This window comes from Tellurirhabdus bombi, assembly GCF_021484805.1.
In the GTDB taxonomy this organism is placed as follows: Bacteria; Bacteroidota; Bacteroidia; order Cytophagales; family Spirosomataceae; genus Tellurirhabdus; species Tellurirhabdus bombi.
The window spans coordinates 2,813,119-2,826,056 of record NZ_CP090557.1; the positions used below are offsets into that span (position 1 = coordinate 2,813,119).

Sequence of the window (12,938 nt, forward strand, 5' to 3'; positions counted from 1 at the left end):
ATGAGCTTACCATCCTTAAGTCTCCGGCGACCTGTATTCGCCATCGTGATGTCAATCGTCATCGTCTTGTTCGGGGTGATTGGCTACACGTTTCTGGGGGTTCGGGAGTTTCCGGCTATTGATCCGCCGATTATTTCGGTCAGGACCAGCTATACTGGTGCGAACCCGGATATCATCGAATCACAGATTACAGAACCCATTGAAAAATCGCTGAACAGCATTGAAGGGATTCGGACGATCTCGTCCAACAGTGCCCTGGGAAGCAGCAACATCACCATTGAATTTGAACTAGGTGCCGATTTGGAACGCGCGGCGAACGACGTGCGGGATAAAGTGGCGCAGGCCCAGCGGCAGCTTCCGCAGGATATTGATGCGCCCCCGGTGGTGACCAAGGCGGATGCCAACGCAGACCCAATCATTTTCATGCCGATTCAAAGCACGACGCGTAATCCGATGCAGTTGTCTGATTACGCGGAAAACGTGTTGCAGGAGCGGTTGCAAACCATTCCGGGCGTTAGCCAGGTTATGATCTTTGGCTTGAAGCGGTATGCCATGCGGCTCTGGATTGACCCGCTGAAATTATCGGCCTATCGCCTTACTACGCAGGATATTCAGGATGCGCTTAATCGGCAAAACGTAGAGTTGCCTAGTGGTAAAATCTACGGAAACAATACCGAGTTGACCGTTAAAGCAGCGGGGCGTCTGGTTAGCGAAGAGGATTTCAACAACCTGATCCTGAGGCAGACCTCCAATCAGATTATCCGTTTTAAAGACATAGGCTACGCAATTCTAGGTCCGGAAAACGAAGAAACGGCGGCTAAACAGAACGGGGCAGCCGGCGCAATTCTGGTATTGGTGCCACAACCAGGGGCCAATTATGTGGATATTGCCAACGAGTTTAACAAACGGCTTGAAGAAGTCAAGCGCGACTTACCGCCGGATATTCAGATCAGAAAAGGGATTGACCGTACCATTTTCATTCGAAATTCCATCGAGGAAGTAACGGAAACAATCTTTATCGCCTTTATTCTGGTTGTCATCGTTATTTACCTTTTCTTCCGCGACTGGCTAATTTCCATCCGACCGCTGATTGATATTCCGGTTTCGCTGATCGGGGCGTTCTTTATTATGTACGTGGCTGATTTCAGTATCAACGTCTTGACCTTGTTGGGGATTGTTCTGGCAACTGGTCTGGTGGTGGATGACGGGATTGTGGTCACGGAGAATATTTTCAAGAAGATTGAAGAAGGAATGGACCCGAAGCGGGCTGCTAAGGAGGGTTCCGAAGAGATTTTCTTTGCCGTTGTCGCTACCTCGCTTACGTTAGCTATCGTATTTCTTCCGGTTATTTTCCTGGAAGGTTTTACGGGTCGGTTATTCCGGGAGTTTGGGGTCGTTGTTGCTGGGTCGGTTCTTATTTCGGCCTTTGTATCGCTGACCTTGACGCCTGTTCTAAGTGTGATGCTGGTTAGCAAAGATCACGGGAAAGGATCCTGGTTCTACCAGAAAACAGAGCCGTTTTACCAATGGCTTGATCGATCATACCGCTCGGGCCTGACATCGTTTATGCGGAATCGTTATTGGGCTTTTGCGCTGATCGCTGGCTGTCTGGCCCTAATCTTTGGATTAGGTTCGACGCTGAAATCAGAGCTGGCACCGCTGGAAGACCGGGGACGGGTACGGATTCCGATTACGGCACCGGAAGGAACCAGTTTCGAGGCCATGAGCCGGATTACGGACCGCGTGAACCAGTTCGTACTGGATTCAATTCCAGAAATCAATTTTACGTTTAGCGTCATTGCGGGCGGAAGCTCAGGCGGGGCCGTCAATTCAGGTTTTGTGTCCTTAAACTTAACTGAAACCAAAGATCGCGAGCGGTCGCAGCAGGAAATTGCCGACTACCTTAGCCGGAAACTAAAAGGCTTTTCCGACGCTCGGATGAACGCCACGCAGGAGCAAACCATTCAGGTTGGCCGGGGCGGTGGTGGACTACCCGTTCAGTTTGTTATTCAGAACCTGAACTTCCAGAAGTTACAGGAGCGGTTGCCTAAGTTCATGGATGAAGTCCAGAAAGATCCAACTTTCCAAGGTTTCGATGTGGACTTGAAGTTCAACAAACCGGAACTTAACATTACCATTGATCGGGAAAAAGCAACAAGTCTGGGCGTTTCGGTGCAGGATGTTGCCCAAACGCTTCAATTGGCTTTAAGTAACCGGCGTCTGGCGTACTTTCTGATGAACGGGAAACAGTATCAGGTGATTGGTCAGGTAGAGCGTGAAAACCGGGACGAGCCTGTTGACTTAGCCTCATTCTACGTGCGCAATAACCTGGGAGAACTAATTCAGTTGGATAATTTGGTGAGGTTTGCCGAGGTGTCAAGTCCGCCGCAGGTGTACCACTACAACCGCTTTAAGTCAGCGACTGTTTCGGCAGGTCTGGCCCCCGGTAAAACAATTGGGGATGGAGTCGAAGCCATGCAAGCCATTGCCGCCCGGACGCTGGATGATACGTTCCAAACGGCTCTTTCCGGCTCTTCCCGCGACTTTGCAGAAAGCTCATCCAACACACTATTCGCGTTTTTCCTGGCTCTGGTGTTGATTTACCTGATTCTAGCGGCTCAGTTTGAGAGCTTTACGGATCCGTTTATCATCATGATTACCGTGCCACTAGCCGTGGCGGGAGCAGTGCTGTCGCTCTGGGCATTTAACCAGACCCTGAACATTTTTTCCCAGATTGGTGTGATTATGCTGGTCGGTCTGGTAACGAAGAACGGTATCTTGATCGTAGAATTTGCCAATGAAAAACGCAAAGAAGGTCTGAATAAGATCGAAGCAGCGATTGAAGCGTCGGCGCTGCGTCTGCGTCCGATTCTAATGACAAGTTTGGTGACAGCTTTTGGAGCATTGCCCATCGCTCTGGGTCTTGGGGCCGCCGCAAAAAGCCGTATTCCCTTGGGTATTGTTATTGTCGGTGGAATTATGTTCTCGTTGGTGTTGACGCTGTTTGTCATTCCGGCTATGTATTCGTTTATGTCGCGGTACAAAGACGTTGACACATCCATGTACGAGGACGAACCCAAGCCACAACCAAAAGAAAAAATACTGCCTTACGAGGAATCTGTGAATTAATCATAAAAAAAGCCCGGTAACACCGGGCTTTTTTATGAAGTAAAAGAGACGAATTAATGCAGCGGACGCCCCTTGACCATGCCTCCTTTGGCATCATCGATGGCATGTTGAATGATAAAGGCTTTTTCGTCAATTTGCTCGATTCGGTCTTTCACGCGGGTAGTTTCCAGACGGGTTACTACGATATACAGAACGTTGACATCGTTATCCCGCAAGCCTCGTTTACCGTAGCCTTTTTCGCCCTTCATAATTGTAACCCCACGTTTTAGCTCTTCCGTAAGCATAACCCGGATTTTTTCGTGCTGGTCGGAAACAATAAGCAGGGCGGTATATTCCTCAATACCGTGAATGATAAAGTCAATCGTCTTGGAAGCTGCCAGGTAGGTGAGCATGGCATAAAGCGCTGTTTCAATGTTGATTAACCAAGCTGCCGAACCAAAAATGAGAATATTGATAACCATGATAACGTCACCAACAGTCAGGGCCGACTTACGGCTGATGTAGATGGCTAACACCTCCGTTCCGTCCAGAACGCCACCACCCCGCATGGCTAGCCCAATACCGGCCCCGAGGAAAAAACCGCCGAAAACGGCGATGAGTAATTTATCCGTTGTGACAACGGGATAAGGTACCGCTACCAGACACAGGGCGAGCAGCCCAATGGCAATGAGCGTTTTAAGGGCAAAACCCGCTGAAATCTGGCGGTAGCCCAGCCAGATAAATGGAATATTGACTAAAATAACCAAAATGGCTAGATCAACACCCGTTTGAATCTGGAGAAGTAGTGAAATACCGATGGCGCCTCCGTCCAGAAAATCATTGGGTAGTAAGAATCCTTTCAGACCCATACCGGCGCTCAGGACGCCGGCAATAAGAAAGGCCGCATCTTTAATCTGGCGAATAAGTGTTTGACTTTTTGTTGGTTGAGTATCGATGATTGATGCTTGCATGAGAAAATAAAATGTTGAGTTAACTGTAGGACAGGAAACTAGTAAAATAAGAGGATGCGTAATTCTGCGGGAATTACGGCAAGAAAGAAGTTAATTAAGCAGGAGATGAGCAAGCCTCACGGAGCATTGATGGCAATGTGGTGGCCAAAAATCCGTCGGAAATACGAAAAGAAGAAATAAGGAGTTTCCGAAAGCCGCAATAATTTAGGCAATCTGAAAACCAGCCGAAAGCTGTGGTCTGGAAACCAGCCCGGCTGGAAAAATTGAAAATGGCAGGTATGCGTTGTAACTGCCTGCGCAGTATTGATCTTTTTAAATCCCGATGTCAGCGAGTCGGTTTGGACATCCAGCTGCGACTGTATCTGCTCCAAGAGTGCCTCATTGTCATGCCCATACGCTTCCCTTTTGTCCACTGAAAGAGTGAATAGAGAAGTAGTAAGGAGCAAGCCAAATAGCCTGATGAGGAGCGAATTGATCATTAATTGGAATTAGGATTCAGGTAAATATAAAAAATAGATGCCTGATTAACAAAAGTATAGCTCATTTTATCTGCATATTTTTCATACGTTCAGATAAAATGAGCTATATCTCAAGAAGTAAAAGAGCAGGATTAGCGCTTCGCACTTACCCGCCAGATTCGGTTGCCCGCGTCGTCGGCAACTAGCAGTGATCCGTCCGGATGAACCATCACGCCAACTGGCCGACCGTGTACGTCTTTGTCATTAATAATGAATCCTGTCAGGAAGTCTTCGGGTTTACCGCTGGGCTTGCCGTCCTGGAAAGGAACAAAAATAACTTTGTAACCCGACAAAGCCGAGCGATTCCAGGAGCCACGTTGACCAACGAAAGCACCATTGCGGTATTTTTCCGGAAAGGCAGTCTGGTCGTAAAAGGCTAGCCCCAGTGAAGCAGTGTGCGAACCTACAGGAACATCCGGCGCAATGGCTTTTTTTACCATTTCGGGTTGTTCTCCTTTGCGGCGTGGATCTTCAGTTTGGCCATAATAAGAATAAGGCCATCCGTAGAAAGCACCTTCCTTAACGCTGGTGATATAATCGGGAACCAGATCATCACCCAACTCATCGCGCTCATTCACAGCGGTCCAGAGTGCGTTTGTTTTAGGGTTCCAATCCATACCCACCGGATTGCGCAAGCCGCTGGCGAAAACACGCTCCCCAGTGCCATCAGGATTGATTTCCAGAATATTGGCGCGTTTTACCTCGTGCTCCATGCCGTTTTCGCCCACGTTACTTCCCGAGCCGACCGATACATAAATTTTAGATCCATCCGCGTTAGCAAGCAGGTTACGGGTCCAGTGGTTGTTATATCCCCCGGCGGGAAGTTCCATGACTTTGGTTCCCGGCGCGGTGATCTTCGTTTGTCCCTCTTTGTAAGGATATTTTAGCAGCCCATCGGTGTTGGCTACGTAAAATGAATTGTCGAGGATCAACATCCCAAAAGGCTGGTTCAGGCCTTGCAGAAACGTTTCGCGGACGTCGAATTTACCGTCCTTGTTGGTATCCCGAAATAGCGTAATGCGGTTGGCGCTCTTGCCGTCTGCTTCCGAATTGGCCCGTCCTGTTACTTCAGCAGTTACTTTTTTGACGCCTTTCCGTTCCGTCTGGGATTCAGCAACCAGAATATCGCCGTTGGGTGCAATATAAATCCAGCGTGGATTTTTTAGATCGCGGGCAAATTCGGTTACTTCGAAGCCTTCGGGCGCGGTTGGTTTCTGGCCGGCTTCCCAGCCAACGACATTGCTGTAATGATTTTTTGACTCAGAAGGAGCGGGCAGATCTACGGTCCCTGACGGGTCCTGACTGGCTAACGTATCCGCTGATTCAGCCTCTTTCTCTGATTTGTTAGACTGGCCGCAGGCGATCATTCCCGCCGCAACCCCCATCGTAACAAACTTTATTAACGTTGATTTAATCATGGTTGGTTGTTGAACTTTTCTCTTTACTAATAACTGCTTAACAGCTACTTTGTTAATACAAAAACAGCCCATCTTTCAACAAGATGAGCTGTTTTACTAGTGATAATCGATTAATGCCTACGAAAGGTATTTCCGCAGCATCCAGGCCATTTTTTCGTGTGCCTCCATGAGTTGAGTCAGGAAGTCGGCGGTGCCGGCATCTTCGAGTTCTTCACACTTGGCAATGTCAACCCGGAGTTCCCGGATGGACTGTTCGTGATCGTCCAACAGCCGCTTGAACATATCCGCCGTTTTAACTTCAGCGCTCTTGTCTTCCTGAAGGCTGGTGTTAGCCAGAAAATCTTCCAGAGTCGCCAGTGGACGGCCACCTAGCGTACGAATGCGCTCGGCTACTTCGTCAATGGCTGCCTCAATGGCTTTATACTGTTTTTCAAAAAATTCGTGGTATTCCAGGAAGCTGGGTCCGCTGACATTCCAGTGGTATTTCCGGGTCTTGATATAAAGCACATGCTGATCAGCGAGAAAACTATTGAGGAGATCGCAGACTTGCTTGAGGGTATCTTTTTCTAGACCAATATTGAGTTGCATGATACAAAGAATGTTTGAATGGGTGATGCAGTAACTTTAGTGTAATAACCACCCATGCGCGCCTTTGTTTAAACCAAGTAGATCTTTAGAAAGCTTCCAAATGCCGGTAAAAATCAAGCCAGTTTGTAAACGGATGAACGACCCGGATCAACCGTGCATTCCAGCGGTATTACTCAGGGCGTAAGAGCTTTGGACTGGGCCAAATGGGCAATGGGACGCGGCTCGGCATCCAGAAAGCGATTGATGGCGGCTTTCCATTTTGGTCCTTCGCTTTTGCAGAATGATTGATGGCCCGATTGCTCAAATACAATCAGCTGTTTGCGGGTAGAGCCAATGTTGGCAAAAATCTCGTCGGTTTCGTGGCGGGTTACCCGCTTGTCATTTGCACCCCAGTTAAGCAATACGGGCATGTGAAGCTGGTGGGCATAGTCGGCGGGGCTATACCCAAACGACCACATGCCCCGCTCTAAACTGCCCCAGGTAAGCAAAAGCTCTGAGGCCGGACTAGTTGGCAGGTGCATCGTCCGAAGGCGGCCCTGCACCGCTTCGTAAAGTGAGGCAAAGGGACATTCCAGAATAACCCGCGTGGGTTTCAGGTCGCTGTAGTCAACCAGGGCTTTGGTGATGGCGGCAGCGCCCATCGATATGCCCCAGAGAACAATATTTTTCTCGCCTTTACGAGCTACAAAATCGTAGGCTGCTTTTACGTCCTGTACTTCGTTGTAGCCAATGGTGCAAATGTTGCCTGAGCTGTTGCCGTGCGCCCGGAAATCGTAAGCGAGTGTGTTAAACCCTAGTTCGTGAAAATACTGCGCTTCGGCCAACACCCTTGCTTTGCTATTGGCGTGACCATGACTTAAAATAACCGTTCCTAAAGCCGCCTGGGCGGGCACATACCAGCCTTCCAGCGTTTCGCCATCGGTGGTTTTGAGTTGAACCGTCTGGAAAGGAACAGTAGGGAAGGAGTCGACCACGGCCTTCTTGAATTTCAGGCCAAACAACGCCCCTTGTAGTCGTTCGGCAGATGTGTATTCTTCGGGTTTTTTGGGGCGCTGGCGCTCTGGATTGTCGTAGAAATAAGTGAACCGATAGGCATGAAAAGCAAGCAGGATATTCAGCAGAATAAACAAGCTCAAGAACGTATAAAGGAAGTAGCGGAAGAGTTTCATAGAGGCTTACTGTTCTGAAACAAACGTAAGAAATTATCCGGTTCATACAGCGGGAGAGCGAAGCCGAATAGCAGAAAATCAGTATACTCCGTTTTCTCCGTGCTTTTTAGGGAAATTTCTTTATCAGTAAACCCACTCTGTTCGTTTCTCAAAAAAGCAACCCCTATGGACATACCTATTCCTCGTCGTGATGCATTGAAAGGTTTATTAGCCGTTGGCGCAACGGCGGCCCTGCCGGGTGCGTTGTTGGCGCAGCCCAATCCGAACGATAAGCCATTTAGTATTCATGTTTTCTCCAAACACCTGCATTTCCTGAATTTTCCGGAAATGGCGGCGGCCGTGGCTGACATGGGTTTCGACGGGGTGGATTTGAGCGTTCGACCGGGAGGACACGTGGAACCGGAGCTGGCTAAAGAAACACTACCACGCGCGGTGGAAGCCCTCCAGAAAAAAAACGTGGCTGCTCTGATGATGACCACGGCCATCAGTCGGGCCGATCATCCGACGACCAAGCCAATTTTAGAAACAGCTGCCAAAGTAGGCATTCGGTATTACCGCACCGGCTGGTTTCCCTACCCGGCTGACCAGTCCATTCCAGTGGCGCTCTGGCAATACCAGCAGCAACTGACTGAACTTGCCCGGCTCAACGAATCGTATGGCATTGCGGGTGGGTACCAAAACCACGCGGGAACGAACTTTGGGGCGGCTGTCTGGGATTTAGCACAGGTATTGCACGCCGTTAAAAGTCCGTTCATGGGTTGTCAGTACGACATTCGTCACGCGACGATTGAAGGTGGGATGAGCTGGGCGAATGGATTGCGGGCCATTGCGCCGCACGTTCGCTTTCTGGCCATTAAAGATTTTGTCTGGGAGAAAAAAGACGGGCGTTGGAAGGTCGTAAACGTGCCGTTGGGACAAGGGATGGTTAACTTCCCAGCCTTTTTCGCGGCATTGAAACAGGGCGGTATCCAGGTGCCTATTTCCCTGCATTTTGAGTACCCACTCGGCGGGGCTGATCAGGGTAACCGCACGCTGACCATTCCGCGTGAGCAGGTTTACCAGGCCATGCGGACTGACCTGGAAACCTTGCGAAAAATGCTGAAAGAGGCGGGGCTGGCTTAAAAAGGTAATTTCCCCAAATCGACGTTGCCACCGGTTATGATGATGCCAACACGCTGCCCGGCAAATTGCTCTTTGTTTTTCAGCAAAGCAGCGAGTGGTACGGCCGCCGAAGGTTCAATAACAATTTTCATGCGTTCCCAAACGAGTCGCATGGCGGCAATAATTTCCGGGTCCGAAACGGTTAGAATAGCCGTCACATGCCGCTGAATAATGCTCAGGGTTCGCTCGCTGAGGTTGGTCAGCAGGCCGTCGGCAATGGTGTTGATGTAAGGTGCTTTCTCGATCTGCCCGCTTTGAAACGACAAGATGGCATCCGCAGCTCCTTCGGGTTCACCGGCAATCACTTCGGTTTCCGGACTCAAAAAATGCGTACTCAAAGCCGTTCCGCTGAGGAGGCCGCCACCGCCCACGGGGGCCATGATGGTCTGTAAGGGTTGGCTCATTTCTTCCATCAACTCTTTGGCGGCGGTCGCCTGGCCCGCAATTACCCGGTTATCGTCGAACGGGTGAACCAGCTCGGCGCCAATACGTTCCATGATTTCCCGCACGCCTTCTTCGCGTGCTTCCAGCGTTGGTTCGCACTCGATGACTTCCGCCCCATAACCCCGAACGGCATCTTTTTTGACCTGCGGGGCTGTGCGTGGCATCACAATGTACGCCTTTGTGCCTACTTGCCGGGCCGCGTAGGCAATGGCCTGCGCGTGGTTACCGGATGAATGCGTTGTAACTCCTTTGGCTAATTGCTCCTCCGTCAGTTGAAGCACGGCATTCAGGCCGCCACGCGCTTTGAACGCACCAATTTTCTGGAAATTTTCGCACTTAAAATAAATATGGGCTCCGGCCAGATCATTAATGGTCTGGTTGGTCATAACCGGGGTCCGATGAATGTAATTTTGGATGCGCTCGTGGGCGTCGCGAATGTCATTAAAATTTACCATGATGATTTTTGCCGCAAATTCACGGAGAAAATGCAAAGTACACAAGACTTAGGAAGCAGCCAATGGGTCAGTGAAAGGTTTTACTGGGTAGCTGCAAAGCCGGGGGCCGAGTTGTGTCGGAAGGAGCCGGAGCGTAGCAGGATGTGCAACGCATGATCAATTCCCGAACCAGAGCCGCGTGGGAATTGGTGATCAAATGACCCGCATCCGGCAGAAACAAAAACTCCGCGTCTTTACCCGCCAGGCTTCGTCGCGCAAAATCCAGGTTAGAAGGATCAACAATCCAGTCTTTACCGCCTTGCATGAACGTCACGGGCACCTGTAACGACTGCCAGAAAGGAACAAGGCGCTTTAATTCAGACACGTGTGAATACTTTTCGGCGGTAGCTGTGTTAAGGGAGCGGGGCAAAAACAACTTAACCAGCGGAAAGCGCCCCCATTTGGAGAACCACCAGAATTTTTCTTTTTCAGGATCGATCGGCGCGGCCACCATGAATAAATGCTGCACTTTTTCCGGGTAGAGCATTGCGATTCGGGCGGCAATGGGGGCACCGAAAGAACGCCCCAGCACCAGGGCTGGCTGACCCGAATGGTTCAGCCGCAGCGCTTTCACGATGGCGTTGGCCTGCTGGTCAATAGACGTGATGGCCTTCCGGCCTTTGCGGGATTTGGCGTAACCCGGTCGATCTACCGAGATAATGTGAAAGTTGCGTTGCAGCAGCGTATCATCAAGCATGCGCAGGTAACCGTACCAGGCTCCCGGCGCTCCGTGAACAAGCAATAGTGGAGGAAGAGTGTCGTAACCAATGCTGGCGCAATGAAGATGAATGCTGTCGTTGTCGATGGTATAGAACGTGGGTTTAACGGCGCGGTCGGTATAATGCGCCCGAATCTGCCGTTCGTTCATGCTCCAACGCCGGAAACAACTCGAAAAAAGAATCGGAAGAAGTAAAAACAGAAGGTATTTCATGCGCTTCTGACTGTGCTGTACATCCAGCGGATCAACAATTTATTTTATTAGAATAACCAAAAATCGGCTCAAATAGTACGTCAATACTTAAAAACCCAGATTGAGGCTAAGTTGTTGTTCCCCGCGTTCATGTTCCAGTAACCATTTTTTACGCCACAGTCCACCGGCATAACCCGTCAGGCTGCCGTTGGAACCAATTATGCGGTGGCAGGGAACCACGATCCACAGCGGATTACGTCCGTTGGCCGCCGCCACTGCCCGAATGGCTTTTTCGTCACCCAGACGGCGGGCCAGCGTCAGGTAAGAAAGTGTTTTGCCATAGGGTACTTCCAGCAGCGCCTGCCATACAGTCTGTTGAAAAGCAGTTCCCGCGGGAGTAAGTGGTAAGTCAAAGCTGCGACGCGTTCCGGCAAAATAGTCCGTCAATTGCTGTAGGCAAGCCTGAATCGGGGCGGCTAAATCCGGATCGGAGGAAATTGGCGTTGGCTCGTCCAGACAAGAAATGGCGTGAATCCCAGATTCATCACCCACAATTCGGACGGACCCGAGTGGGCTAGTGAAATAAGCAGTTTGAAGCGGCATAAATCAAGTAAGCGCGTACAGGACCGACAAATTCGGGTCATGTCTGTGCTTATGGCTGAAATAAGAAGGCGAAAAAGCCCTTCAAAATACAAAATTCCAAGCGCAATTTCGTGAAACAAAGGTTACTAGTTAAAAAAGGAGCAAAACCCTTAGGTCTTACTCCTTTTTTAGAACAGACAGCAAAGATGCGTTTTACTGAACAGCCATGCGTTTAATCGTGCCTGTTCCGAAATCAAGAATATATAATTCCCGGTTGGCATCTTCGCCGAAGGCAGAAATCGAACCGGCATCATCGACAATCACCTCGTTACTGATTACCTTGTTTCCACTAAAAGTCAAGGCCCAGATTTTTCCAGAGCCGAAATCGCCGTAAATGTATTTTCCTTTCAGCGAAGTAGCCTGACGGCGGCCCCAGTAAACCGTGCCCCCCGTGATCGAAACACCTTCCGTGCGTCCGTATTGGAAAATGGGAGCTACCAGACCCGGTTGGTCGCAGTTGGTTTCCGGATTGTAGCAGCTGTTTCCTTCTTTCAGCCGCCAGCCGTAATTACCGCCTTTGGTGATAATATCAATCTCTTCGAACTTGCCCTGGCCTACATCGGCAAGCCATAGTTGACCGGTAATGAAATCAAAGCTAAAGCGCCACGGATTGCGCAGGCCATACGCATAAATCTCCTCCCGAAATCCGTTGCTGTTTCCGACATAAGGATTATCAGCTGGAATCCCGTAAGTACCTTTATTGTTTCCATTAACATCGATGCGTAGGATTTTTCCAAGTAAGTTCGTGCGGTTTTGTGCATTGTTCAGTGGATCGCCACCGCCTCCGCCATCACCCGTGGCGATGTAAAGGAATCCGTCGCGCCCAAACGCAATTTTACCTCCTTTGTGATTATCAAAAGCGGGCTGCGGGATTCGTAGCAACACGACCTCCGTGGCCGGATCCACCTGGTTGGCGGTGGTACTGGATGCCTTGAAACGACTGATGATGGTTTCGCGGGGATTCTCCTTGACGTAATTGACAAAAAAGTAGCCGTTCTGCTTGAAGTTGGGGTGGAAGGCGAGACCCAGCAAGCCCATTTCGCCCGCCGTAGCAACGCGGTTCTGAATGTCTAAATATAAACTGGCAGACTGGGTGGCGGGGCTGTTCTCAAGCACACGGATCCGACCGCCTTTCTCAACCACATACACCCGATTCGACCGGTCGCCCGCGTGCGTCATTTCAACGGGTTGAGAAAAGGTAATATTGGGGAAAGCATTCTCTAGCTGGATGGCACTGGCGCGGGCCCCGTTAGGTTTGGCGCTGCTGGTTTCGTCCAGATTTGGCGACTGACAAGCCAGAGGAGCCAGTAGGGCAAAAAGCGTCGCTACGGCTAATGAACTTGGAGCTGAGGCTGTTTTTTTTGCTTGCAGCATCGGTAGTCTGCCCAAACCTCTTGTCTTTGCAAGAAGGCGATTTGGGGAAAGAGCAGATAAAAAGAGTTTCATAGACGTTTGTGGTTTTATTCCAATAAATATTTTTGTATTTCAACGATTTAGCGTAAAAATTGTTCTAAT

General features: G+C 49.9%; 11 protein-coding genes. 2 read left to right on the plus strand and 9 right to left on the minus strand.

All coding sequences use genetic code 11. The features are described 5' to 3' along the window. Entirely contained in the window at window positions 1-3,129 is a 3,129-nt protein-coding gene (locus L0Y31_RS11890) for an efflux RND transporter permease subunit (RefSeq protein WP_234733286.1), read from the plus strand. Window positions 3,130-3,182: 53 nt separating this feature from the next. On the opposite strand, the gene L0Y31_RS11895 is transcribed toward L0Y31_RS11890, so the two are convergent. The 5 genes from L0Y31_RS11895 to L0Y31_RS11915 all read right to left on the minus strand — a co-directional run bounded on the left by L0Y31_RS11895 (window position 3,183) and on the right by L0Y31_RS11915 (window position 7,772). Then, window positions 3,183-4,079: a YitT family protein gene (locus L0Y31_RS11895; protein WP_234733287.1), complete on the minus strand. Its 897-nt coding sequence runs from the start codon at window positions 4,077-4,079 to the stop codon at window positions 3,183-3,185. A gap of 116 nt (window positions 4,080-4,195) precedes the next feature. Beyond that, window positions 4,196-4,492, minus strand: a complete 297-nt coding sequence (locus tag L0Y31_RS11900; RefSeq protein ID WP_234733288.1) for a hypothetical protein — start codon at window positions 4,490-4,492, stop codon at window positions 4,196-4,198. Window positions 4,493-4,689: 197 nt separating this feature from the next. Further along, window positions 4,690-6,015 (minus strand): PQQ-dependent sugar dehydrogenase, encoded by a 1,326-nt coding sequence (locus L0Y31_RS11905; protein ID WP_234733289.1) that lies wholly within the window; start codon window positions 6,013-6,015, stop codon window positions 4,690-4,692. Window positions 6,016-6,132: 117 nt separating this feature from the next. Beyond that, window positions 6,133-6,603: a Dps family protein gene (locus L0Y31_RS11910; protein ID WP_234733290.1), complete on the minus strand. Its 471-nt coding sequence runs from the start codon at window positions 6,601-6,603 to the stop codon at window positions 6,133-6,135. Window positions 6,604-6,776: 173 nt separating this feature from the next. Then, on the minus strand, window positions 6,777-7,772 hold the full coding sequence (locus tag L0Y31_RS11915) for an alpha/beta hydrolase (RefSeq protein WP_234733291.1): 996 nt from the start codon (window positions 7,770-7,772) through the stop codon (window positions 6,777-6,779). A gap of 165 nt (window positions 7,773-7,937) precedes the next feature. On the opposite strand from L0Y31_RS11915, the gene L0Y31_RS11920 reads away from it, so the two are divergent. Beyond that, window positions 7,938-8,894 carry a TIM barrel protein gene (locus L0Y31_RS11920; RefSeq protein WP_234733292.1) on the plus strand — a complete coding sequence of 319 codons (957 nt, stop codon included), beginning with the start codon at window positions 7,938-7,940 and terminating at the stop codon, window positions 8,892-8,894. On the opposite strand, the gene L0Y31_RS11925 is transcribed toward L0Y31_RS11920, so the two are convergent. The 4 genes from L0Y31_RS11925 to L0Y31_RS11940 all read right to left on the minus strand — a co-directional run bounded on the left by L0Y31_RS11925 (window position 8,891) and on the right by L0Y31_RS11940 (window position 12,797). After that, window positions 8,891-9,832 carry a threonine ammonia-lyase gene (locus tag L0Y31_RS11925; protein ID WP_234733293.1) on the minus strand — a complete coding sequence of 314 codons (942 nt, stop codon included), beginning with the start codon at window positions 9,830-9,832 and terminating at the stop codon, window positions 8,891-8,893. The two genes, L0Y31_RS11920 and L0Y31_RS11925, sit on opposite strands and share 4 nt — an antisense overlap. Window positions 9,833-9,899: 67 nt before the next feature. Continuing rightward, on the minus strand, window positions 9,900-10,802 hold the full coding sequence (locus tag L0Y31_RS11930; protein WP_234733294.1) for an alpha/beta fold hydrolase: 903 nt from the start codon (window positions 10,800-10,802) through the stop codon (window positions 9,900-9,902). A gap of 87 nt (window positions 10,803-10,889) precedes the next feature. After that, window positions 10,890-11,384, minus strand: a complete 495-nt coding sequence (locus tag L0Y31_RS11935) for a methylated-DNA--[protein]-cysteine S-methyltransferase (protein WP_234733295.1) — start codon at window positions 11,382-11,384, stop codon at window positions 10,890-10,892. A 192-nt stretch (window positions 11,385-11,576) separates the two neighbouring features. Then, window positions 11,577-12,797, minus strand: a complete 1,221-nt coding sequence (locus L0Y31_RS11940; RefSeq protein ID WP_234733296.1) for a PQQ-dependent sugar dehydrogenase — start codon at window positions 12,795-12,797, stop codon at window positions 11,577-11,579. Between the last annotated feature and the right edge of the window lie 141 nt (window positions 12,798-12,938).

Coding starts and splice junctions, on each gene's coding strand:
- L0Y31_RS11890 (WP_234733286.1), top strand. CDS start 1: ATGAGCTTACCATCCTTAAGTCTCCGGCGACCTGTATTCGCCATCGTG.
- L0Y31_RS11895 (WP_234733287.1), bottom strand. CDS start 4,079: ATGCAAGCATCAATCATCGATACTCAACCAACAAAAAGTCAAACACTT.
- L0Y31_RS11905 (WP_234733289.1), bottom strand. CDS start 6,015: ATGATTAAATCAACGTTAATAAAGTTTGTTACGATGGGGGTTGCGGCG.
- L0Y31_RS11910 (WP_234733290.1), bottom strand. CDS start 6,603: ATGCAACTCAATATTGGTCTAGAAAAAGATACCCTCAAGCAAGTCTGC.
- L0Y31_RS11915 (WP_234733291.1), bottom strand. CDS start 7,772: ATGAAACTCTTCCGCTACTTCCTTTATACGTTCTTGAGCTTGTTTATT.
- L0Y31_RS11920 (WP_234733292.1), top strand. CDS start 7,938: ATGGACATACCTATTCCTCGTCGTGATGCATTGAAAGGTTTATTAGCC.
- L0Y31_RS11925 (WP_234733293.1), bottom strand. CDS start 9,832: ATGGTAAATTTTAATGACATTCGCGACGCCCACGAGCGCATCCAAAAT.
- L0Y31_RS11930 (WP_234733294.1), bottom strand. CDS start 10,802: ATGAAATACCTTCTGTTTTTACTTCTTCCGATTCTTTTTTCGAGTTGT.
- L0Y31_RS11935 (WP_234733295.1), bottom strand. CDS start 11,384: ATGCCGCTTCAAACTGCTTATTTCACTAGCCCACTCGGGTCCGTCCGA.
- L0Y31_RS11940 (WP_234733296.1), bottom strand. CDS start 12,797: ATGCTGCAAGCAAAAAAAACAGCCTCAGCTCCAAGTTCATTAGCCGTA.